16 protein-coding genes are annotated in these 22,644 nt (G+C 58.8%); 6 read left to right on the top strand and 10 right to left on the bottom strand.

The window, feature by feature from the left end; translation table 11 throughout:
• Positions 1-77 precede the first annotated feature (77 nt).
• Entirely contained in the window at positions 78-2,849 is a 2,772-nt protein-coding gene (locus KP699_RS09405; protein ID WP_215762414.1) for a Hint domain-containing protein, read from the top strand.
• Between the two features lie 173 nt (positions 2,850-3,022).
• Here the strand turns inward: KP699_RS09405 and KP699_RS09400 are convergent, their stop codons facing one another.
• From KP699_RS09400 to KP699_RS09375, 6 genes are all read right to left on the bottom strand, one after another.
• Positions 3,023-4,048 (bottom strand): Gfo/Idh/MocA family protein, encoded by a 1,026-nt coding sequence (locus tag KP699_RS09400; RefSeq protein ID WP_215762413.1) that lies wholly within the window; start codon positions 4,046-4,048, stop codon positions 3,023-3,025.
• A gap of 3 nt (positions 4,049-4,051) precedes the next feature.
• Complete coding sequence (locus KP699_RS09395) at positions 4,052-5,527, bottom strand: sugar porter family MFS transporter (RefSeq protein WP_215762412.1); 1,476 nt, start codon at positions 5,525-5,527, stop codon at positions 4,052-4,054.
• A gap of 158 nt (positions 5,528-5,685) precedes the next feature.
• Complete coding sequence (locus KP699_RS09390; RefSeq protein WP_086655656.1) at positions 5,686-6,945, bottom strand: FAD/NAD(P)-binding oxidoreductase; 1,260 nt, start codon at positions 6,943-6,945, stop codon at positions 5,686-5,688.
• A 109-nt stretch (positions 6,946-7,054) separates the two neighbouring features.
• The gene (locus KP699_RS09385; protein ID WP_025825314.1) at positions 7,055-7,294 is read right to left on the bottom strand and encodes a DUF3297 family protein; all 240 of its coding nucleotides are present in this window, start codon (positions 7,292-7,294) and stop codon (positions 7,055-7,057) included.
• A gap of 139 nt (positions 7,295-7,433) precedes the next feature.
• On the bottom strand, positions 7,434-10,793 hold the full coding sequence (locus KP699_RS09380) for an efflux RND transporter permease subunit (protein ID WP_252346914.1): 3,360 nt from the start codon (positions 10,791-10,793) through the stop codon (positions 7,434-7,436).
• Positions 10,794-10,897: 104 nt separating this feature from the next.
• Positions 10,898-11,698, bottom strand: coding sequence for a hypothetical protein (locus KP699_RS09375; RefSeq protein ID WP_252346913.1), 801 nt, complete (start codon positions 11,696-11,698; stop codon positions 10,898-10,900).
• Between the two features lie 111 nt (positions 11,699-11,809).
• Between KP699_RS09375 and KP699_RS09370 the strand changes: the two genes are divergently transcribed.
• Positions 11,810-12,430 carry a hypothetical protein gene (locus KP699_RS09370; protein ID WP_215762410.1) on the top strand — a complete coding sequence of 207 codons (621 nt, stop codon included), beginning with the start codon at positions 11,810-11,812 and terminating at the stop codon, positions 12,428-12,430.
• Here the strand turns inward: KP699_RS09370 and KP699_RS09365 are convergent.
• Genes KP699_RS09365 through KP699_RS09355 form a run of 3 tightly spaced genes read right to left on the bottom strand, consistent with a single transcriptional unit; the run spans position 12,427 to position 15,692 of the window.
• Complete coding sequence (locus KP699_RS09365) at positions 12,427-13,389, bottom strand: HlyD family secretion protein (protein WP_025825322.1); 963 nt, start codon at positions 13,387-13,389, stop codon at positions 12,427-12,429. The genes KP699_RS09370 and KP699_RS09365 overlap by 4 nt on opposite strands.
• Before the next feature lie 15 nt (positions 13,390-13,404).
• The gene (locus KP699_RS09360; protein ID WP_077931344.1) at positions 13,405-13,605 is read right to left on the bottom strand and encodes a DUF1656 domain-containing protein; all 201 of its coding nucleotides are present in this window, start codon (positions 13,603-13,605) and stop codon (positions 13,405-13,407) included.
• A gap of 2 nt (positions 13,606-13,607) precedes the next feature.
• A complete protein-coding gene (locus KP699_RS09355; RefSeq protein ID WP_215762409.1) occupies positions 13,608-15,692 on the bottom strand; it encodes an FUSC family protein in 2,085 nt (694 codons plus the stop codon).
• A 278-nt stretch (positions 15,693-15,970) separates the two neighbouring features.
• On the opposite strand from KP699_RS09355, the gene KP699_RS09350 reads away from it, so the two are divergent.
• Together KP699_RS09350 and KP699_RS09345 are read left to right on the top strand one after the other, a co-directional pair.
• Positions 15,971-17,116: a DNA repair exonuclease gene (locus tag KP699_RS09350; protein ID WP_215762408.1), complete on the top strand. Its 1,146-nt coding sequence runs from the start codon at positions 15,971-15,973 to the stop codon at positions 17,114-17,116.
• Complete coding sequence (locus KP699_RS09345; RefSeq protein WP_215762407.1) at positions 17,113-19,824, top strand: ATP-binding protein; 2,712 nt, start codon at positions 17,113-17,115, stop codon at positions 19,822-19,824. Before KP699_RS09350 ends, KP699_RS09345 begins: the two co-directional genes overlap by 4 nt.
• Here the strand turns inward: KP699_RS09345 and KP699_RS09340 are convergent.
• Positions 19,808-21,268, bottom strand: coding sequence for a carbohydrate porin (locus KP699_RS09340; protein WP_215762406.1), 1,461 nt, complete (start codon positions 21,266-21,268; stop codon positions 19,808-19,810). The two genes, KP699_RS09345 and KP699_RS09340, sit on opposite strands and share 17 nt — an antisense overlap.
• Before the next feature lie 192 nt (positions 21,269-21,460).
• Here KP699_RS09340 and moaB point away from each other — a divergent pair, with 192 nt between their 5' ends.
• Together moaB and KP699_RS09330 are read left to right on the top strand one after the other, a co-directional pair.
• Complete coding sequence (gene moaB, locus KP699_RS09335; protein WP_025825325.1) at positions 21,461-22,015, top strand: molybdenum cofactor biosynthesis protein B; 555 nt, start codon at positions 21,461-21,463, stop codon at positions 22,013-22,015.
• Positions 22,008-22,586: a DJ-1/PfpI family protein gene (locus KP699_RS09330; RefSeq protein ID WP_212360828.1), complete on the top strand. Its 579-nt coding sequence runs from the start codon at positions 22,008-22,010 to the stop codon at positions 22,584-22,586. Before moaB ends, KP699_RS09330 begins: the two co-directional genes overlap by 8 nt.
• Positions 22,587-22,644: the final 58 nt, after the last annotated feature.

The raw sequence follows: 22,644 nt of genomic DNA, 5'->3' as shown, positions 1-22,644 counted from the left end.
AAAAAGAACGTTACTGGAGGCCATAACCTCATTCCACATGCTCTCATCCGTCTGAGGTTAGGGAAAGGGATTTCGTCATGAGTCTTACTTATTCGCCTCCAGCAGGAGCCACCGTTTTAAGCGGGGGTAACTGGATTGCTGTTAAGGACACTGACGGCAACACATATTATGAGTCCGCCACGGGCGTTGACAGCGCTGCGCAGGCCATTGCCGGGGCTACAAAATATACTGGCCCGGTTATCATCTCGGCGGGCACGCTGACGGTGGCCTCCGGGGCAGTCGCATCGGGCGCTTATGTCTCCGGCGGCACGAATAACGTCTATGTTGTGTCTGGCGGAACCCTTGAATCGTCCGTAAACGTCAACGGCTGGACGTATGTCCGCAGCGGTGGTGTCTCGTCTGACAATACGCTTGTGTCCGATGCTGGGTACGTTGCCGCAGGCGGCTCTTCTGTGTCGGACACATTTGTGGCGGGCACAGCCGCAGAGGGCGGCGGGGATGTCTATACAGTCTTTAAGGGTGGCTACATCGGGGGGAGCGCCGTTGTCGGCTCCGGCACAACGCTGAATGTAAATTCCGGGGCGACGGTACAGCCCATTACGGTTGAGAATGGCGGCACGCTGCATCTCGACAGCCCGACTTCAACCGTCGGGAACGGTGTGCCAGCAACCGGCCCCGGCGATACGACCATTTCTCCCGCCTATCCGGTTGCGCCCTCGGGCGCCACGGTTCTGAAAGGCGGAAACTGGATTGCCGTGAAGGACCCTGACGGCAAGACGTATTATGAGTCCGCCACGGGCATTGACGGCACCGCGCAGGCTATTGCCGGGACGACAAAATATACCGGTCCGGTCATTATCTCGGCTGGCACGCTGACGGTCGCATCTGGTGCGACGGCATCTGGCGCCTTTGTCTCCGGTGGGTCGAACAATATCTATGTTGTCTCTGGCGGCACTCTTGAATCGTCCGTAAACGTCAACGGCTGGACATATATCCGCAGTGGCGGCGTCTCTTCTGACAATACACTTGTCTCCGATGCCGGAAATGTCGCGGCAGGAGGGTCCTCCGTGTCTGATACGTTTCTGGCGGGGACTGCGGTAGACGGCGGGAACGACACGTATATCATCTATAGCGGCGGGTCTGTTGACGGGCATACAACGGTCGGCTCAGGGACGAATTTTTACGTCGTAAGCGGTGCGACAGTTTCAACACCTGTTGCATATTACACGGCTTATCCTCAATCGAGCTATCTGTCCGCCACGGTGCTGAGCGGAGGAAGCTGGATTGCTGTAAAGGGGGAAGATGGCAAAACGTATTATCAGTCCGCAAGCGGTGCTGACGCCACGGCAAAGCCGATTTCCGGCGCAACGCACTATAGCGGACCTGTTATTATTTCAGCAGGAACCCTGACAGTCGCCTCCGGCGCTGTAGCGTCTGGCGCCTATATTTCAGGCGGCACGAATAACGTCTACATCACCTCCGGCGGCACGCTTGAATCGTCCGTAAACGTCAATGGCTGGACGTATGTGCGGAGTGGGGGCGTCTCTTCTGACAATACACTTGTCTCTGATGCCGGGAATATTGCATCAGGTGGTTCTTCCGTTTCTGATACGTTCCTGTATGGCAGTAACGGTGATGGCGCCGGGGATGTCTATACGGTTAATAAAGGTGGTTCTGTTACAAGCAGTTATGTCGGGTCCGGCACAACGCTTCAGGTCCTTTCCGGCGGCTCATCAAGTTTCCCCACTGTTGCCGCAGGCGGAAATTATTATGTGACGCAGGCATCATCGGTCGTCTGCTTCCTGCCCGGCAGCATGATCCGTACTGAAAATGGGGATGTCTCTGTTGAAGAGATTCAGATTGGCGATCAGGTTGTCGTGTTCAACTGGGAAAACAACACACAGACCGTTCAGCCTGTTGTCTGGGTTGGAAAAGCCCATACAACAGTTTCCCCGGATATGCCGGATGATGAAGCGGGCTGGCCGGTCCGTGTTCTGAAAAATGCCATTGCTGATGGTGTGCCTTACAAAGACATGCTCATTACGGCGGAACACTGCCTCTTCCTGCACAACAAGTTTGTGCCGGTCCGGATGTTAGTCAACGGCGAGAGCATTTTTTACGATAAAACCATCCGGTCTTATGACTACTATCATGTTGAAACAGACAGACATGCCGTTATTTCTGCCGATGGCGTGCTGACAGAAAGTTATCTGGATACAGGAAACCGGGCGTCCTTCCGGCAGGAAGGCAAGCTTGTTGCTCTGCGTGGACCATCCGGCACATGGGTGGACGCGGCTGCGGCACCCCTGTGTGTTGAGCGGTCTTTTGTAGAACCTCTTTACCGTGCTCTGGAAAGCCGGAAAGGACATGTAGCCGGGCGTTCTGAAGCGGTGAGTGAGGCCCGCACCACGGATCATCCTGATCTGCATCTGATGACGGATACAGGATCTGTCCTTTATCCTGTCCGGCAGAACGGGCAGAACTATAACTTCATACTGCCGCCTGATACGCGCTTTGTGCGTATTCTCTCCCGCGCCAGTCGCCCTGCCGATGTCATTGGTCCCTTTGTGGATGATCGGCGATATATGGGTGTTGCCGTGGCCGATGTGCATCTGCTGTGCGATGGACAGTCATACGAGATTACAACCCATCTTCAGGGTAAAAAGCTTAAAGGCTGGTATGAGGCAGAGGGAGAGGCCTGTGCCTGGACAAACGGCAATGCCGTCCTGCCACTAGGGGATCGCTCCGCGCGTGGCAAAATCAGCATGCTGTCTCTGACACTACGCGCTGCTGGCCCTTATTTGCTCAGTGATCAGACATCGGACTATGAGCAGGCACGTTCTGCCTGATAACCGCTGATATCTCCCTCTTATTCACACAGAATAAGAGGGAGATCCGCAGGTGTAAGACGATCCTGTTTGTTGGAAAGACACTGCTATGCGGCATGTTTTTCCAACATCAGGCTTTTTAGAGCGTAGAAAAAGACCTACATCCCTCAAACCGTATTTCAAAAAAACGGCGTTCAGACGTCGGTATCGTTCCGATAAAATTCAGGTTGCGTGATAAGCTGCACAGCTTCCTTCTGCCCGCTTTTCTGTGCCCGGATGCAGGCATCCGCTGTGGCGGAGGCGACGTAGCCAGCCCAGCTATCAGGCCCGGTCAGCTTGCCAGCGGCAACCCCATCCACAAACGCCTGAAGTTCACGGTCATACGCTGTGGCAAACCGCTCCTTGCAGTCCATGGGGATGGCCATAGATGTCTGCCCGTTTTTGCGTAACGCCGCACGCGCTGGTTCCGGGAGACGAAGTTCTCCATTTTCACCAACCAGTGCGCATTGCACATCGTATCCAAACTGGCAGTTTACAAAAACTTCGACCGTGATCAGAACGCCGCTGCTGGTCTCCAGAAGAACAAGCTGAGGGTCCCGCAATGCTGCGTCGGCTCTGGATGTCGGGCGTGGGTAAAAGACCTGCACTGTTCTGAAGCTTTCCCCCAGCAGCCAGTGGAATGTATTGATATCGTGAATCAGGGTTTCGCTGATCAGCATTTCACGCGTGTAATGCGGCCCGGAAAACGGGTTGCGATGCGCAGCATGCGCCATCAGAACCGGGCCGACGGCATCATCCGTGAGCAGGGATTTCAGGTTCTGATAACCCTCGTCGTAAGGCCGCATAAACCCCACCTGCACCAGCCGTTTTGCGGCAGCATTTTCGGCATGCAGGATGCGCTCACATCCATCTGCCGTTGTGGCGAGAGGTTTTTCACAAAATACATATTTCCCGGCCTCAATAGCTTTCAGCACAAGGTCTTCATGCGTCTGGCTTGCTGAGGAAATGACGATGGCCTCCACGTCCGGACTTTCAATCAGCTCCTCGGGTGTGGCCGTAACCAGTGCTTCCGGGGCAAACTGCTCCGCGACAGTTTGCGCTTTTGATTGCGTGCGGTTGTATAGTGCGGAAACGGTTGCGCCAGAAAGGATGTTTGCGCAACGTCGCACATGGTCGGCCCCCAGGTCTCCGGTGCCGATAAAACCAAGACGAACAGTCATGAGTTATCCTTTCTGCATGCCAAGGGGCATGGTCTGCTGGGGGCGTGCATCTGTGGAAGGACGTGGCTGGCCGATATCCCGCAGGGGGAGGTTGGCTTTTACGTTTTGCTCAATATCTTCCAGAGAGCAGCCTTTGGTTTCAGGCACCAGAAAATAGCCAATCAGGAAAAACACCGCGTTAAAGCAAGCCAGTGTCCAGAAAATTCCAAAATCGCCAATCACACTCATGACGGATAAAAAGACGTTGCTGATCAGCCAGTTGGTAATCCAGTTGGCAAAGGTTGAGCAGGCAATGGCCAGACCACGGCCCTGAAGAGGCTGGATTTCCGTGCACATGGTCCAGGGGATAGGGCCTTCACCCGTGGCAAAACCAAGAGTAAAAATTACCAGAAGCGTCACGACGGCAATGCTGACAAAGCTGCCGCTGGCATGCATGTAAAGCAGAAGGCCAAAGAGCGTGAGGCTGATGGTGGCGATAAGGGTGCTTGTCAGCAACAGCGGGCGGCGGCCCCAGCGGTCAATCAGCAGAATGGCAACGCCGGTGGCCGCCATGTTGGCCAGCCCAAGCAGCGTTGTGCACCAGACAGCCGCCTGTGCGGAAAAATGCAGATGCTCCAGAATATGCGGGGCGTAATAAAGCAGGATATTGATGCCAGCCAGTTGCTGAAACATCTGGAGCAGAATGCCGAGAATAAATGTTTTTCTGAATCCGGGAGAGGATTTTAACAAAGCCAGCCCACTACCGCTGGTTTTTTTAAGATTCTGTTCAATCCGGTTCAGTTCTTCCGTGGCGCGTTGTCTGGATCCACGTACTTTCTGTAAAACGCCATGTGCTTCATGCCTGCGGCCCTGCATGGCCAGCCAGCGCGGGGAGTAGGGAACCTGTGTTGTTGCCAGAATAAAAAAGACGGTCGGGACTGCCAGAATACCCAGCATCCAGCGCCAGTGGCCGCCGTAGGAGAGTAGGCTGTCAGAAAGAAGGGCGAGTAACATGCCGCCTGTAATGACAAGCTGGTAAATGGAAATCATCTTGCCGCGTCGGCTTTTTTCCGTAATTTCTGCAATATAGAGGGGCGCAGAAAAAGACGCGAAGCCTACGCCAATACCCAGAAAAACACGGCCTGCAATCATGACCGCAATGGACGGGGCGAGGGAGCAGAGAGCGGTGCCCAGCAAAAAGAGCAGGCCCGCATAAAACATGGCGCCCCGGCGGCCCCGATATTTTGAAACCGGGATCGCGAGAAGGGAGCCGCCTGCGGCCCCCAGCATCAGGGAGGAAACAATCCATTCCTGTGCGCGGTCATCTGCATGCAGGTCAACGCCCATAAACTTCAGGGCACCGGCAATCACGCCGGTATCCAGTCCGAACATCAGCCCGGCAAGGCCTGCGGCTCCGGCAAAAAGAAAAGCGTTCTGCCTGCCCTGACGCAGATTTTCCGGGTCAGGCTGGCAGGAGGCCTCTGGTGCAGCGGTTTCCACGGGTAACGCCCTTTCTTGTTGTTGTTCTTTCAACAACGAACGGTTCGTTACGGTGTGAGTTCCGATAAAAACGGTGTGGGAATATGGTTTGGTAAGCAAGCCATAAAAAAACCCTCGCGGTGGAGCGAGGGTTTTTAAAGTTCAGATCAGACTGAGGCTCAGAGTTTGATCCATTCCGGATGATGCGGCACGCTGATATCCCGCCCTTTGAGCATCATGTCCCAATAGACCCGCGGGAAAACGGTAGTTTTCAGGAACCATGCAAACCGGCTGGGCTTGCGCTGGTCATAGGGGAAGCTGGGGGCGGGTTTGCCGCCATACAGGAATTCCGCCAGCACAATCTTGCCGTAACCGACCGTCAGAGGGCAGGCGCCATATCCGTCATAAACGCCGCTAAATGGTTTGCCATCCAGAGAGGCCAGCAGATTAGCCGTTACAACCGGTGTCTGTGCACGGGCAGCGGCCATCGTCTTGGCGTTGGAGGTGCCAATGACGTCCCCCAGTCCAAAAACGGAGTCATACTGTGTGTGGCGCAGGGTGGAGGGGTCTACGTCCAGCCAGCCGCCAGAATTGGCCAGCGGGCTTTTTTTGACAAAGTCAGGCGCGCTCTGCGGCGGCGTGACGTGCAGCATGTCAAAATCTTTGACCACATTTTCTGTTTTGCCATCCGGGCCTGTCACGGCAAAGGTGGCTTTGCGTTCCGGGCCGTTCACGGCAATCAGCGTGTGTTTATACTGGAGGTTGATGCCGTAGTAATCGACGGCCTGCTGGAGGGCCGGGCGATAATAGGCCACCCCAAACAGGGCATCCCCGGAGAGGCAGAACTCAACATTCGTGCGGTTCAGCGTGCCTTCCTTGCGCCAGTAATCAGAGGCCAGATAGGCAATTTTCTGTGGCGCGCCCGCACATTTAATCGGCATGGGCGGTTGTGTGAACAGGGCCGTGCCACCGGAGAGAGACTGGATGCACGTCCAGGTATATTCCACGGTATCTTTGGAATAGTTGCTGCATACGCCGTTGCGGCCCAGCGTTTCGGACAGGCCTTCAATCTTGTCCCAGTCAAGCTGGAGACCGGGGCAGACCACCAGACGGTTGTACGCCACAGTCCGTCCATCTGTCAGCGTGACCTGCTTTTCCTCCGGCTGGAAGGAGTCGACGGCGGCCCGCAGCCATGTGCAGCCTTCGGGGATCAGCCCGCCTTCCTGCTTCAGCGTGCTTTTCAGCGTCATGACGCCGGCCCCCACCAGTGTCCAGCCGGGCTGGTACGCGTGGGTGGTGGCCGGGTCAATCACGGCAACGTCCAGTGTCGGGCGTTCGTGCAGCAGACGGGCAGCGACTGCAATACCGGCCGCGCCACCCCCGACGATGACGACTGTATAGCGGAGGTCCGGGGTTTTTCCGGCTTCAGACTGGGCCATTCATGCTCTCCCTGAGACTGTTTCACATCAGATTGCTGTGAGCAGTATCACAAACATCAATAATTTAATAAAGTCATTAATTATTGGGGAGGCATGTTTGTAGCGCAGGTTAGTCTTTAATCCAGGCTTCCACCGGGCCCTGCAACTTCATGGTCAGCGGGTTGCCATTGCGGTCAACGGTTTTGCCCACGGCCACACGCACCCAGCCTTCGCTGATGCAGTATTCTTCCACGTTGGTTTTCTCGACACCCTTAAAGCGAATACCCACGCCGCGTTCCAGCAGGGCTTCATTAAAATACGGGCTTGTCGGGTTCACGGACAGACGGTCGGGGACGGTGGTATCGGTCATGATGAGCCATTCCTTGCAGATAAAGGGTCTTAAACGCTGTTTTCTTAACGAGTTTTGGCCGCAATGACTATTCCGCTTTCAGGCGGTTCATGCTGGTCCAGTCGCAGTTACCCTTGCCGTGCCTGCCGCCCGCATACCGTCATGGTGTTCCGGTGGGCGTATGCGGCGGTGTGGCGTCAGCCGGGCTGCGGGTAAAGCGCAGTCTGGCCCCAATAGCGGCCCCTTTGCGCTGCACCCAGCGGCCAAACCGGTGCATGAACAGATACACAACCGGGGTGGAATACAGCGTGAGCAACTGGCTGGTGGCCAGCCCTCCAATGACGGCAATGCCCAGCGGACGGCGCAGTTCCGAGCCATAGCCATGGCCAAACACCAGCGGCACCGCACCAAAGGCGGCGGCGAGCGTCGTCATGAGGATCGGCCGGAAGCGGGTGAGGCAGGCTGTGCGAATGGCTTCTTCCGGCGGTAGATTCTGCTCACGTTCCACATGCAGGGCAAAGTCGATCATCAGAATGGCGTTTTTCTTCACAATGCCGATCAGCAGAATGACGCTGATCATGGCGATGAGAGAAAACGGTTCCTGACAGATCCACAGCGTCAGCACAGCACCCACAGCGGCGGAAGGCAGCGTGGAGAGAATGGTGAGCGGCTGGATGTAGCTCTCATACAGAATACCGAGCGTGACATACATGGTCGCAATCGCGGCGATGAACACCAGCAACTCGTTAATCAGGTCCTTCTGCATGTCGCCTGCCTGACCGGAGAAATCACCACGCAGGCCCAGTGGGGTGTGCAGGCTGACCATGGTGCGCTGAATCTCGCTGGATGCATCGCCCAGAGATTTACCCGGCGCGAGATCAAACGAGATGGAGCCGGAAATAAACCCGTTTTCGTGGCTGACCTGAAGCGGGGTCGGGGCGGTTTCCAGCGTCGCCACTGTTGGCAGAGGCACCATTGTTTCAGACGATGAAGACACAGCCGAACCGTTGGACGCTCCGGCTCCGCCGCCCGCCAGACGGTTGGCAATGGCGTTGCGGAAGGATTGCTGGCTGAGGGATGCCGCTCGGGATTCCGTAGTATCCGACGGTTTGACAACGCGGACCGTGTTGGAGGCCGTGGCACCTGCGGCCGTGCCGCCCGCGGTGGAGACCCAGAGCGTTTTCAGCATATCCGGATTTTCGCGGAACTGCTTTTCCACTTCCATCACTACGTAATAGGTGGTGAGCGGGGTGGAAATGGCGGATGCGGTGCGCTGCCCGTACGCATCATACAGGGCGTTGCCAATAAGCTGCGGCGTTACGAGGTAACGGGCCGCCGTATCGCGCTGGATGCGCACATGCATGGCCGTGCCGTTGCCAGACAGATGGCTGGTCACGCCAACAAGCACCTTGCTTTTACGCAGGGCGTCCATAATGCGCGGCACCCAGGTGTAAATATCCTCCGCATTGTCACTCTGGAAGATATATTGATACGTGCCCTCATGCTGGCGTCCGCCGCCGCCATTGATATCCCCGGCGTTGGAAATGCTGGCGGTCATACCCGGAATATCCTTCACCCGCTCACGCACGCGGGCGGCAATCTGCTCCGGGGTGGAACTGCGTGAAGATTTGTCCGTAAGCTGTGCAAATACCTGAGATTCGTTGGCGGCGTCTTCCCCGGCAAAGCCCAGAACGTCGCTCACGTCATGGTCCGCCATCATGGCGTCCACGACTTTTTTTGTCTTGGCGGACATGGCGGTGAAGGAACTGGTCTGGTCGGAACTCAGATAGCTTTCCAGCAGAGAAATATCTTCCGCAGGCAGCACCGTTTTGGACATGACAATCAGGATGCCGATGGTCGCAAAAAAGCTGGCGGGCAGAGAGCAGAAAATCAGCCAGGGGTGGCGCAGCGCCCAGTTGAGGGAGCGTGCATAGCCCCGGATCAGGCGGTCCAGCACTTTGTCCGTGCCGTCTGCCAGCAGATGCGCCGCGCGGGTCAGCAGGCCTTTTTGGGGCGGGGGCGCGCTGGGGTCCGGCTCATGATGGATTTCCAGCATGTAGGCGCACATCATGGGCGTGAGCGAGATGGACAGGAAGAACGAGACAGAGACGGCGGTGGTCAGAGTCATCGCAAATTCAAAGAAAATCTTGCCCGGAACGCCGCCCAGCAGCAGGAGCGGCAGAAAGACCGCAATCAGAGAAATGGTGATGGAGAGGATGGTAAAGGCAATCTCGCGCGAGCCAAGCAGTGTTGCTTCCATCCGGCCCATGCCTGCTTCCATGTGGCGGGCAATATTTTCCACCACCACAATGGCATCATCCACCACAAAGCCGGTGGCGATTGTGAGCGCCATGAGGGATAGCGTATCCAGCGAAAAACCCAGCAGATGCATGACCGCAAGGGACCCGGCCAGCGAGATCGGCACGGTAATGGCCGGAATGAGCGTGGACCGCCAGCTCCGTAAAAACGCCAGAACCACCAGCACCACCAGCACCACGGAAATGATCAGCGTATATTGCGTATCTTCCAGCGCGCCACGGATGGAGACAGACCGGTCAGACACCAGTTTGAACTGCACATCCGCAGGCAGGGCGTTGGCCAGAATATCGGCGCGGGCGCGGATGGCGTCCGTCACTTCAATGACGTTGGCGCCCGGCTGCGGGCGGATGATGGTGATAATGGCGGGCTGCGTATTATACCATGCCGCCTTCCGCTCATCCTGCGGGCCATCACGCACAATGGCCACATCCGTCAGCCGCACGGGGCGGTTGTTGCGGTAGCCGATAACAAGATCCCGGTATTCGTTAGCTGTGCGGGCCTGATCATTGGTTTCCAGTGTCAGCCGCTGGCCGCCGGAATCCAGAAATCCTTTGGGGGTGTTGGCGTTGGCGGAGGCCAGAGCCGAGCGTACGTCTTCGAACCCGATGCCGTATTTATACAGCATCATGGGGTTCATTTCCACGCGCACAGCCGGTTTGGACGCGCCGACCATTTCCACCCAGCCCACACCTTTCACACCCGCCAGCAGCGGCTTGAGCCGGGTTTCCGCCAGATCCCGCAATGCGGTGGGGGACCGGGTGGGGGATGTCATGGCTGCCAGCATGATGGGGCTGTCAGACGGGTTGGCCTTATAATATTGCGGCGGCATCAGCAGCGTGTGTGGCATATCTGCCCGTGCGGCCTGCAAGGCGGCCTCCACATCACGCGCGGCGCCGTTAATGTCCCGGCTGTTATCAAAAAACATCAGGATAAAGGCGCTTGTGTCCGTTGAATCGGACCGCATGCTGCTCAGACCCGCAATCTGGCCCAGATGCCGCTCAAGCGGTGTGGTAAGCGAACTGGCCATCTGCTGCGGGGAGCCACCCGGCTGCGTAGCCACAACATAGATAACGGGCACGGAAATATTGGGCAGGTCGGCCACCGGCATGGCCCGGTAGGCAAAGACGCCAGCCAGAACAAAGGCCATAGCCATCAGAACAGTGCCGACGGGACGCATGATAAAAAGCCGGCAGATAGACAAAAGCGGTGTTCCTTACCCGGGATCAGGCTTGGCTGGCGGGCGAGGCCAGCATGGCGTTAAATGAAGCACCAAAAGATTGCTATCCGGTTGTCTCCGGCCGCGCCTCACGGCAGGACATTCGCCTTGTCAGCCCGGACGCTGGGTGCGGGGGCTGCGGCATCACTGATAATCTTTCCGCTTCCGTCTCGTTCCGTTGCCAGTGCGCCAGTGACTTTGTCAACACTGATCCCTCCGCTGTGCTGAACATGAAACATGCCAACGTCCGTAACACCATGAAAAACCGCGTCTTTTGTGCTGGCGGAGGTAATTTCCAGCGCCTTGAGGTGCCCGGCACCGGCGGTAAAGCTGGCACTCCCCCCCAGATACAGGGCCAGAGCCGGGGCCGCGATGGTGGTGATGGTAACAGGAGCGCTCTGCTCGGACCGGATGCGGGCGGATTCAGCCAGCGTGGAAATGCTGATCGGGCCAGATGAGTCAGAGAAGAGCCCCAGTTCCCCGGTTTTGCCCAAGGTCAGCGTGCCGCTGCCTGCATGGATAAACGTGGGGCCGGTGCGGTCCTCCAGCGTGATGTTTGTTGTACCTGCATCGTCAATTGTCAGACTCACGTCTGGCCGGACAGAAACCGTCAGAGTTCCGCTGTGGGAGCAGGTGTGCTGGGTCAGAGTAGTTGCGCCCTCTACGGAGGGGGCAAGGGTGATGCCCTGCGGTGTCGTGCCTTCAATACGGGCTATCTCACTCTGCTTGCTGTTACTGAGAAGATGCAGGCTTTGCAGGCAGGGTGTGTGGACCACCAGTGCATGGGTATTCAGGCTCGTGGCGGCATCCAGACGGCTGGTGAGACCGGCAAGAAGCAGAGCGAACGCTATGAGCATGGCACGCTGAGAGAGAGCTATCCGGGTAAACATAACGGTATTTGTGCCAGCACGCGGTGGTGGCGTCCAGCAGCTTGCTTCATAGAATCGCCTTGGTATGACAGAGGTTCTTGCAGGGAAAAAGATTATACGGACAAGATCGCAGTGAACACAGAACGGTTTGAAAATATTGGCGATAACTGCGAGTTCGGCTTCGTCAAACGGGCTCTGGGGGATGAAAATGGCGGCTTGCTAAGATGGGCCCGTTCTTCACCTCAGGCGTTGATAAAAGGGCTGAATCAGAGATTTGAAGGGCTTTATGCATTCGAAAATCTCTCTCCGTTCTGGGATAATGTCACGCAGGACACCTTGTATGGATTCTGTTTTCATACGCATATGCTCTCAAAAAATGGCCAGTGGTGCGAGAGTGAAGAGCGACGGCGCGAGTTGTACAGGCCAGAGAAAGAAAAAATTGACTACCTTGTCGAAAAGTTCATGCAGCGTCTGGCCGACCCGTCCGTCATTTTCGTTTATAAATGCAACGAGAATATCCGGCATGATGATGCTGAACAGCTATCCCAGACCCTGGCCAGACATGGTCGGGCGTGCCTGCTCGCTGTGCGTCAGACGGAGGATCAAAGTCTGATCGGGCATGTCCGGCAGGAGGGGGCGTATCTGGCAGGGTATCTGGACCATTTTGCGCCGTATTCCCAGTCTGACCAGTTTTCCCCCCTGTGGGAGTCTGTGCTGGGTGAGGCGCTGGCTGCGCCTCGGGTCATGCCTTAATTCCGGACACCGTTTCCGCCTGTGCCGCCCATCAGGGCATCGTGCAGGCGGTCGAATGTTTCTGCCAGCGTGTCATGCGCACGTTTCCCCTTGCTGCCGACGATGGTGACAGTTGTGGTCATGCCTGCCGCAATCTGGGTGCCGGGCGGAATACTGTCGATATGCACGCGCACCGGAATACGCTGGGCGAGCCGCACCCAGGTATAAACCGGGTCCACGGAGGGCAGACCCTGCGTGGAGGGTGTGGCGTTGGGCGTTGCAATACCGCGTGTGATGCTGATCACATGCCCCCACATCGGTTCCCGGAAGCCCATCAGATCCATCCGCACCCGGTCCCCCACATGGATGGAGCGGATTTTGGTTTCTTCAAAATAGCCATCCACCCAGTAAGATGACGCATCAATTACCCGCACATTCGGCTGCCCCGCTGTTGCAAAGTCACCCACCCGCATGATCAGGTTGGTGACGTACCCTGTCACGGTGCTGCGGACGTATGTACGGTCCAGATTGATTTTAGCCTGAGAAAGCGCCGCCATGGCCTCCCCATACTGGGCTTTGGCCATGTCCGCCGTGGCCTGATAGACCTGTTTTTCCTCGCGGGAGGCCGCGACTTCCGTCAGCTTGTTGCGGCGGGTTTCTTGCGTGTCTTTCAAAATCATGTCGGCCTGCCGCTCGTTCACGCGGGCGGTGGCGGACGCAACGGCGACTTTGAAGTCGAACGGGTCAATTTCGTAAAGAATATCCCCGGCATGGACAAACTGGTTGTCCCGGACGCGCACGGCAATAATCTGTCCGGACACACGCGGGGCAATATCGGCCACCTGCACGCGCACCTGTCCGTTCCGGGTCCAGGGGGCTGCGGTATAGTAATCCCAGAGAATCAGGCCAACGATCCCGGCAATGGCGAGAATTGTCCCCGTCGTGACAAATTGCAGGGCGCGGCGGGCGCGTTCAAACACGGTCAGACAATCCTTTTATAAGAGAAGGGTATAAAGGCCGATCAGGCAGACAAACAGCCCGAATTCAGCCAGAGGCAGGTTCCAGATCACCCGGCGGGCGCCGACTTTTGCCAGAATGGGGTTCAGCACCAGCAGGGTGACAATCGCCAGCCCGGCATGGACCAGAAAAGACGAGACCAGAAGGCCATCAATATCCAGAACAGCGCGCAGTTCCATGCTCAGAACGCCTTCCATTGCTGGTCGGGCACAGGGAGGATGTCATAAAGCTGGAGGGCCGAGCGGTTATGTTCCAGCAGGCGGATCGCGCCGACCATGCCGGAGACTGCGGCCAGTGCGGTTGCCATTTCCCCATGGGGGAGGGTGATGGCGTGGTCCAGCAGGACCCGTGCCTGCTTGCGCATACGATACAGGGCGGAATTGATATTATAGATCACCGTGGAGCGGAACGCGGCCTCGGCATCCGCACGGATGGCGGGAATGGTGGCGGCGCGTTGCAGATGGCGGCGGGCGCGGGCCAGTTCCACATTCAGTTCATCCAGACTGGAAAGCCGGTTAAAGACGCGGACCTTGGATTTTGTGTCCGGCAGGTAGCTGTTCCAGTCCAAAATTTTGCACAGTCGGTCATAATGGCGGCTGATCAGCGCGGAGCCCGCCTGCTCTCCGTGGCCTTCAAGCTGGAGCCGCAGATCATGCCCGATGGTGATGGCCACGCGAAAGCGCCGCCGGTTGGCGGAGGGCGGCAGCAGCAGCACCAGCGAGATGAAAATGACGATTGCGGCGAACAGATACAGCACGTTCCGGTCAATAAAGGCCGAGGGCTCATAGTTCTGCTCATTCGCAACCCCCAGAATGACGAAGAAAAACACCCCGGCGTTAAAGCCGATCGTCGCTGTTTTCGGGTTCATCAGCAGCAGGCATCCGCCAAAAATGACCGGGATAATGGCGAGCGCCAGAAATGGCATATCCGCACCATGCGGCAGGATACGGAAATTCAGGATCGCCGCGACAATAATGGCCAGCGGGGTGCCGATCAGCGCCCCCATGCCAAAGCCGCGCGCGTTGTAGGTCGATGCGGCCAGCGTCAGGATCACCGCGACCTGCGAGAGGGCGGTGTAGGTTGAGGGAATGTCCGAGATAATGCACAGGCCCGCGGCTACCGAGAAGCCGGTGAGGGTCCGCAGTCCGGCCAGAAGGGCGGCAATCACATCCTGATGTTGTTCGATTTTCAGTTCCGGAGCCTGCGTGCGGGCGCGTTTGCCGTTTTCAAAGGCATCAATCCCGTCGGCGGCCCAGCGGGCATCGGAGAGGAGCGCCATAGAGCGTTCAATCAGCCAAGCCTCGTCCAGTGTGGGGCCTCGGTCAAGCTCTTCAGCGTGGGCTTCCCGCGCCAGATCTTCCAGATCCCACACTGCCTGACGGGGGGAGACAACGGGTGTGCCATCCCCAAACGCGCTGCGGATATGGTTCAGCACAGGTCCGGAAATTTCGCCTGTACGCAGCACAGTGGCAATCGCGCGGCTGCAACTGAGCATTTCCAGCAGCGCCACCATGGCGGAGCGGGCGCCTGCCAGCCGCACATGGGCATCGGGTAGTTCGGTTTTTGCAAAAGAGACCTGAGAGGTCAGAGCAATAATCTCCCCCGCAAGGCCCGCGCAGGCCATATCGTCGGGAATACCGTGCCCCGCTATGGCGTCCCGGCTGATATGTTTGACCATGTTGGCCACGCGATGCAGGTTGGTCGCCAGCTTTTCCCATGCAGTCGGGGAGCCGAAAATGTCATTGATTGCTGCTGTGGCCGCAATCCCGACCACAATGGCCGAGACGCGGTTCACCGTGACATCAAAAACAGCGCCCGGATTATCAATGCAGCTAATGCCCACAATGGCTACGGTATAGCCGGAGAGCATGGCGGCGTAAGCGCGGAAGTCTTTTTCCAGCGTGCCAACAATCGTGCAGAGGGTCAGCCATAGCCCCACCCCGCCCAGAAAAACCGCGCGGTCCTGATTGAAGCAGGCCGTGAGGAAAAGGGCGACAAACGCCCCGACCATGGTGCCCATCAGGCGGTAAACGGCTTTGGAAAGGACCTGCCCACGCAGGGGCTGGGCCAGGATCATCACCGTGACGGCAGCGGAACCGGGAGAGGAGAGTTGCAGCCAGAATGCAGTGCTCAGGGCCAGCACGGCGGAAAGCCATGTCCGCAGGCAGAACAGAAACCAGCCGGGGGGAAAAATGGTGGCAGGGAGCGCGGGACGAAGACCCTTCCAGAAGCTGATAGGCGAGGCGGCCGGGCTGTTAAGACTCATCCTTTCCGTCGTCCTTGCCGCTCAAGAGGTCTGTCCAGATCGTGCAGAGGACGGCACACACTGTACCGACTCCTGAAATCAAGACGTCTATTAAAATAAAATATAATTCAATGTGTGGAATTTTATACGCTGAGCCGGGTTGCAGAAAATGCGTGGAACTCTCCGGCCGCCCGGAAAAAGCATGGCGGCTGGCCATTCTCCGCGGCCGGGCAAGGGTATGATACCCCGGCCGGATGTGCTGAATTAAGGCAGGTTCTCCCAGCACTGTGACCGGCTTAATGAAATTTATTCACACCTCAGACTGGCAGATTGGCCGCGTAGTCCGCTTTGCCGATGACGATACGCTTGGCGCGTTGCAGGCGGAACGGCTGGAAGTGATCCGGCGGCTTGGCCATCTGGCCCGGCAGGAAGGGGTGACCCACGTGCTGGTGGCGGGGGATGTGTATGAGCACGAAACCCCGGCCGAACGGACGCTGCATCAGCCCATTGAGCGGATGCGGGAGTTTCCGGATCTCCAGTGGCATCTGATCCCCGGTAATCATGATGCGGATCAGCCTGAAGGAGTCTGGGCGCGTCTGGTCCGGAGCGGTCTGCCCGCGAATGTGCAGATACACCGGGAGCCGGGTCCGGTTCTGATTGATCCGGCACAGAATGGCTGGCTGCTGCCTGCCGTGCTGAAGCGCCGCCATGTGCTGACGGACCTGACGGCCTATATGGATGAGGCCGAAACCCCGCCGGATGCCTTGCGCATTGGTCTGGCCCACGGCTCGGTTGTCGGGTTTGGGGGAGAGAGTGAGGCGGAGCATAACCCCGTGGCGCTGGACCGCGCCCGGCGGGCCGGGCTTGCCTATCTGGCGCTTGGTGACTGGCATGGGTTTTGCCAGATTGATGCCCGGACCGTCTATTCCGGCACGCCGGAGACAGACCGGTTTACAACCGGTGGCGGGGGCGGCGGTGAGGCTGTGGTCGTCACGCTGCGCGGGGCGCGGGCCGAGCCGGAAATCACCCGCCACAGAACCGGGCGCTATCTCTGGAAAAAGCTGGAGGATGTGGTGCTGACATCCGGGCAGGATGTTCTGGCGCTGGAAGCGCGCATCCGTGGCATTGCCCCGGATAATCCCGGGGCGGTGCTGGTCTGGGCTGCGGTGTCCGGTCTGCTCCCGGTGGAGGATATGGCGCTGTATGAAAGCACAATCCTTAAACGCCTGAGCGGGGCCGTGGCCTGTCTGCGCCTGACGGGCGCGCCGCATCTCTCTGCCGGGACGGAAGATCTTGATCGGTTTGGGGCCGGTGGGGCCGTGCGTGCGGCAGCGGAGCAGTTGCTGGACCGGTCAGAGGCCGGGGGTGCGGAGGGGCAGCTTGCGGCGGATGCTCTGCAACGGCTGTTTCTGTTCTGGCAGGATATGGGAGCACAGGCAGGATGATCCTGACGGACGTACAGATTGAAGGATTCCGCCGCTTTGCCTCCCCGGTGCGTCTGGACGGGCTGGGGCCGGGGCTGAATGTGCTGGCAGCCCCCAATGAGGCCGGGAAATCCACCCTTCTGACCGCTCTGAAAGCGGTGCTGATGGTGCGGTCCAGTTCCAAAGCAAAGCCCGTGAAGGACTTGCAGCCTTATGGCGGGGGCGCGCCGCATGTCGCCCTGTCCTTCACATGGAAGGGTATGGAGTGCCATCTGGAAAAGCAGTTTCTTTCAAAGGCGTTTACCCGGCTTATTTTAGGGCCGGAGCGGTTTGAGGGGGATCAGGCGGAAGAGGCTCTGCGCGCCCTGCTGGGGCTGGAAGAAGCCAGTAAGGGAGAAGCCGCTGGCCTGTGGAGCGCCTTGCTGGTGGGGCAGGGGGAAAGCTTTGTGCAGCCGGACCTGAACCAGACCGGGCAGGACAGCCTGCGTGGGTGTCTGGAGCAGGGGGTAGAGCAGGCGACGGGTGGTGCCGCGGCCAGTGCCGTGCTCAGCCGGGTGCGGGAGCGGCTTTATCTGCTTCAGACGGCCAAAAGTGCGCAGCCAACCGGCAAATATAAACACGCACTTGAGCAGGAAGCGCAGGCGCAGGCCTCGTTGCGGGAAGTGGAAAACCGACGGGCTGCGCTGGAGGAAGATCTGGTCGCGCTTGATCAGGCGCGTCGGGCCTTGCGGGAGCAGGAGGACCCGGACCGGAAAGCACAGGATGAGGCCGAGCTTCTGGCGTTGCGCCACCAGCGGGATACGCTGCGGATTGCGGACGCGGAAGAACAGGCCGCCAGAGCCGCCCTTGCGACAGCCACTCAGACCTTGAACAGCATCCGGGATGAGCAGGAGCGACGGCGGGAGCGGCAGGCGGCACACCGCAGGCTGGGGCGTGAGTCGGCGGAAATGCAGCATGACCTGCAAGCCCTGACCCAGCGGACCGCACAGGCCCGGCAGCGTTATGAGGCAAGCCGGACCCGACGGGAGCAGGCTGAGCAGCAGCAGCAGGCTGCGCGGCAGGCGCTCCTGACTATTTCGCGCCGTGCGGCGGTCTTGCAGCAGCAGGGAGCGCTGGAGCGGGAGAAGCAGATCCTTGAGCGCGCGGAGGCCGCCTGCACCCATCTGGAGCAGGCCCGCGCCGCGCTGGCAGCCCTGCGGGTTGATGAGGCTGTTATCCGCCGGGTGCGGAAAGCTGTGCGGGAGATGGACGCCGCACAGGCGGCGCTGAACGCCCGCGCCACCCGTCTGACTGTTACTTTGCTCCCCCAGGCGTCAGGCCGTGTTTTGCTGGATGGCGCGACCTGCCCGCAGGGTGACATGGTTCTGACGCAGGCGGCTGAACTCCAGATTGAAGGAATCGGTCAGGTCCGTATTACGCCTGCGGTTAAGGATCAGGAGGAGGCGCAGGCCGCAGCGGATACAGCCCGGCACCAGCTTCAGTCTGTCATGCAGGCAGCCGGGTGTCAGACGGTGGAAGAGGCGGAGCGGCTGTTTGAAGAGCAACGGCAGGCCGAAACACGGGTGGCGGAAGCCCGCGCGGCTTTTGTGGCGTCTCTGCCTGCCGCGCGGGACGATCGGGATGTGGCTTTGTTTGAAGCACTTGCTGCCATGCGGCAGGATATCCGGGATCGTATGGCCTCATTGGCGCGTGAACTTGAGGCCTGTAGGCCGGATGGACGGCCGGAACAGGCTGGCCAGACCGACGCAGCCTTGCAGCAGATGCAGACAACAGCCCGGCAGGAGGAAGACAGTGCTGCCCGCGCCGCGGATGAGGCGCGGCAGGCCGAGCGTGCGGAGCATGTGAGCCTGAGTGCGGCACAGGGGCTTCAGGATAAAGCCGAGGCGGCTTTACGGCAAAAGCAGGCTGAGCGTGAGCAGATCGGGCGGGAGCTTGCTGTGCGGGCCGCGCAGGAAAGTGAGGACGCTCTGGCAGAACGGGCTGCCGGGGCCGTGCAGGCTCAGGCGCAGGCGGAGGCGCATAGTCAGACGCTGCGGGCGGGCCGGGAGGCGGAACAGCCCCTTTCCGTAGTGGAGGCCCGGATTGCCCGGCGGGAACAGGCTCTGGACAATGGCCGCGCGTCTGTTGTGCGTCTGCGGGAGGAGATCCGGGAGCGTGAAACCCGCGTGCGTGTGGCCGAAGGAGACGGGCTTGATGAAAAAATTGCCGAGGCAGGACGCGCCGCCGCCCGCCTCCGGCTGGAGTGTGAGGGCTATGAGCGGGAGCGTGCGGCACTGGCCCTGCTGGACCAGACGCTGAGTGATGCGGAAAAAACGCAGACGGAGCGCTACCTTGCCCCGCTGGTGCGCACCATGCAGCCCGCATTTTCAGCCGTGTTCCCCGGAGCCTCTCTGGAGATGGATACGGGTTTTGCTCTGTCCGGGCTGACACGCCGGACGGCGGAAGAATTTGGCCGGTTGTCAGACGGGACGCGTGAGCAGATTGCGGTGCTGGTGCGTCTGGGCTTTGCGGAACTGCTCCATGCCCGCCAGTCTCCGGCCATTCTGGTGCTGGATGATGCGCTGAGTTTTTCAGATTCGCAGCGGCTGGAGAGCATGTTTGATGTGCTGGCGGATGCCGCCACCCGGTTCCAGATTCTGGTGTTGACCTGCCACGCGGAGGCCTTTGCCAGACTGGGCGGCAGGGCGCTTGCCCTGCGGCCCATCCCGCAGATTACAGAACGACGTTGAACTGAAGCGCCATAACGGCGGCGTCATGGAACGTCGTCGTCGCACCCGGCCGGTTGATGTACTGGAAGTCCGGCTGGAGCGTCAGACCGTTGGCGATGTGGGCATTATAGAAAAATTCGTAAATGTTTTCATGGGACTGAACACCCCACACCTGCCCCCACTGGTTGGTCTGAAAATCCTGCCCGGCAATAACCGAGGCTTCCTGTTGCAGGGCCACGGTGCGGCTCATTTTCAGCCACTGATACATCATGCCGATACTGTCATTCGGGCGGCCCCACGGCTTGCCGGTTTCCAGCAGCCCACCCCACAGATGGTGGGACATTGCGGTGGTTTTGCCGTCCGTCCACATATAGCCACCCATGGCGATCAGCCCGTTGGTCGGTCCATCGCCATTACGCACCAGCATCTGGTCTGCCTGAAGCCATGCGCTGGCCCGGCCTGCGTGGTAGCGGGCTGGCTGGCCTGTCTGCACCCAGGAGTTGCCGTTAATGTCCTCATACAGATCTTTGTATTTGGAGTTATCGTAGCTGTATCCAGCCTTGTAATGCCCCACCAGATGGTTGCGGCCAAAGGAGGGCATCCAGCCGATTTCCACCGGCGTTGAGAACTTGCCCAGACCATCCTGCGCCCAGGCCCAGCCGGAAATCCCGCCGTTGAAGGCATGTGGGGAAACCGCAAACAGGCCAGCCATAATATAGGTGTCACTGGTCGGCATGACACGGGCCACGGCGCCAAGGTTGCCAGAGGGCCAGTCGCGGTTGCCTTCCGTATACTTGTTGGGGGCCGGGTTCCCGCAGACCGCCACGTTCATATACATACAGAACAGCGGCGAGGCGGCAAAGAAGCTGCCGACCGGAATCCACCCTGCGCTGATATCCAGATGGTTGTTCAGGAACGATTTTTCGCCATACAGATAGACAAGATGCGCCACCACGTTGCCTCGGGCACCGTAAATCTGCTGCACGCCGCCAATGGAATCCCCGATAAACCGGGTGCTCAGATTCTGCCCGTGCCCGTTCACCACCATCATGTGGGACCAAAAGCCTTTGAGCAGATTGAGGTTCGTCAGCTTGCCCCAGTCCACATCCAGTTCCACACCAACCTGACCGGCATTGGTCACACCCTGACGCATGCCGCCACGGAAGTTCCCGGCCAGTTCTTCATGCACGTCGGCCAGAATATGGATGCCGTGGTCCAGCAGCCAAGGCTGCGCGCCCCACCAGTCACCAAAAAAATGGTTTTTCCCGTAGGGGGCTGAAAACAGCGGGCCGGGGTCTTCCACCGGATTAGCTTCATTATTGGCTTCCAGACTGGGCCACAGGCCAGCAGCACTGTTCCCGCCTGTCAGCAACTGGGCTGAGGCCTTGGAGGAGAAAGCCGGGGTGAGGCAGCAGGCGAAGGAGAGGGCGCAGAAAAAAGAGAAGCCGGAGGAGAATCTTGTCATGTTTCTTTTTATTTTTGTTACGGAGGCGTTGGGGAGGAGGGCATAGTGTTTCAAAGCGGCATCATAATGTCTAAACTTTTTTTCACCCTTAAACAGTCTTTCGCATGTCTGGTGGCATTTTAACGACACCCGGCAGCAGAACGTTCCCTGCGATGCGTTGACGCCCGCCGGATCAGGTGATGAATTCGGCCTATGACAAAAATAGACACAACTCGCCCCTTCCTGCCGGTGCGTATTGCGGTGATGACCGTATCGGACACCCGCACCCTTGAAACCGATACATCCGGGCAGGCGCTGGTCTCCCGCCTTGAGCAGGCGGGCCATGTGCTGGCAGACCGCACGATTGTGCGCGATGATGTCGGGCAGATAACAGAACAGCTCACACGCTGGATCAAAGACCCTCTGGTTGATGTGGTCATCACGAATGGGGGCACCGGGGTGACCGGGCGTGATGTAACGCCGGAAGCCTTTGACCGTGTGCTTGAAAAGCGCATCGAAGGCTTTGGCGAACTCTTCAGAATGTTGTCCTACCGCAAGATCGGCACGTCCACCATTCAGTCCCGCGCAATCGCAGGCGTTGCGGACGGAACATATCTGTTTGCGCTCCCCGGTTCAACCGGCGCTGTCAAAGACGGCTGGGATGATATTCTGGTGTTTCAGCTCGACAGCCGCCATCGCCCCTGTAATTTTGTGGAACTCATGCCCCGGCTGCGTGAAGGTTTGAAAGAGGATCATGCTCATGACTGAAGATGTCAGACTGCTGATGCTGGCAGGCGATTATGTGGAAGATTACGAGATCATGGTGCCGTATCAGGCGCTGCTGATGGTTGGCTACAAGGTGGATGTGGTCAGCCCCGGCAAGAAGGCCGGGGACAAGATTCTCACGGCCATCCATGATTTTGAAGGCGCGCAGACCTACAGTGAAAAGCCGGGCCACGCCTTTGAGCTGAACGCCACGTTCGATGAGATTGATACGGACGATTATATCGGTCTGATCATCCCCGGCGGCCGTGCGCCGGAGCATCTGCGCATGCATCCGCGGGTGATTGAAATTGTCAAAGCCTTTGCGGACCGGCCTCTGGCCGCCATCTGCCACGGCGCGCAACTGCTGGCTGCTGCGGATGTGATCAGGGGGCGTAAAGTCTCGGCGTACCCGGCCTGCCGCCCGGAAGTGGAACTGGCTGGCGCAACCTATGCCGATATCGCGGTGACAGACGCCGTAACGGACGGAGAACTGGTGACGGCCCCCGCATGGCCCGCGCATCCGGCCTGGCTGGCGCAGTTTCTCAGCGTGCTGGGTGCGACTGTGACAATATAGTGCATTGGCAGGCGCCTCCTGTTGTGCATCATATGGAACAGTGTTCAACAGGATGGAG

This window comes from Acetobacter sp. P1H12_c, from assembly GCF_018811975.1.
Lineage (GTDB): Bacteria > Pseudomonadota > Alphaproteobacteria > Acetobacterales > Acetobacteraceae > Acetobacter > Acetobacter persici.
The sequence above is the reverse complement of the archived record's forward strand: the minus strand, read 5'-3'. Positions and strand labels throughout refer to the sequence as shown.

Bases quoted from the DNA above. Each gene is read 5' to 3' on its own strand.
- KP699_RS09385 (WP_025825314.1), bottom strand. From the start codon at position 7,294: ATGACCGATACCACCGTCCCCGACCGTCTGTCCGTGAACCCGACAAGC.
- KP699_RS09355 (WP_215762409.1), bottom strand. From the start codon at position 15,692: ATGAGTCTTAACAGCCCGGCCGCCTCGCCTATCAGCTTCTGGAAGGGT.
- KP699_RS09340 (WP_215762406.1), bottom strand. From the start codon at position 21,268: ATGACAAGATTCTCCTCCGGCTTCTCTTTTTTCTGCGCCCTCTCCTTC.
- KP699_RS09330 (WP_212360828.1), top strand. From the start codon at position 22,008: ATGACTGAAGATGTCAGACTGCTGATGCTGGCAGGCGATTATGTGGAA.
- KP699_RS09360 (WP_077931344.1), bottom strand. From the start codon at position 13,605: ATGGAACTGCGCGCTGTTCTGGATATTGATGGCCTTCTGGTCTCGTCT.
- KP699_RS09375 (WP_252346913.1), bottom strand. From the start codon at position 11,698: ATGTTTACCCGGATAGCTCTCTCTCAGCGTGCCATGCTCATAGCGTTC.
- KP699_RS09390 (WP_086655656.1), bottom strand. From the start codon at position 6,945: ATGGCCCAGTCTGAAGCCGGAAAAACCCCGGACCTCCGCTATACAGTC.
- KP699_RS09405 (WP_215762414.1), top strand. From the start codon at position 78: ATGAGTCTTACTTATTCGCCTCCAGCAGGAGCCACCGTTTTAAGCGGG.
- KP699_RS09350 (WP_215762408.1), top strand. From the start codon at position 15,971: ATGAAATTTATTCACACCTCAGACTGGCAGATTGGCCGCGTAGTCCGC.
- moaB (WP_025825325.1), top strand. From the start codon at position 21,461: ATGACAAAAATAGACACAACTCGCCCCTTCCTGCCGGTGCGTATTGCG.
- KP699_RS09400 (WP_215762413.1), bottom strand. From the start codon at position 4,048: ATGACTGTTCGTCTTGGTTTTATCGGCACCGGAGACCTGGGGGCCGAC.
- KP699_RS09345 (WP_215762407.1), top strand. From the start codon at position 17,113: ATGATCCTGACGGACGTACAGATTGAAGGATTCCGCCGCTTTGCCTCC.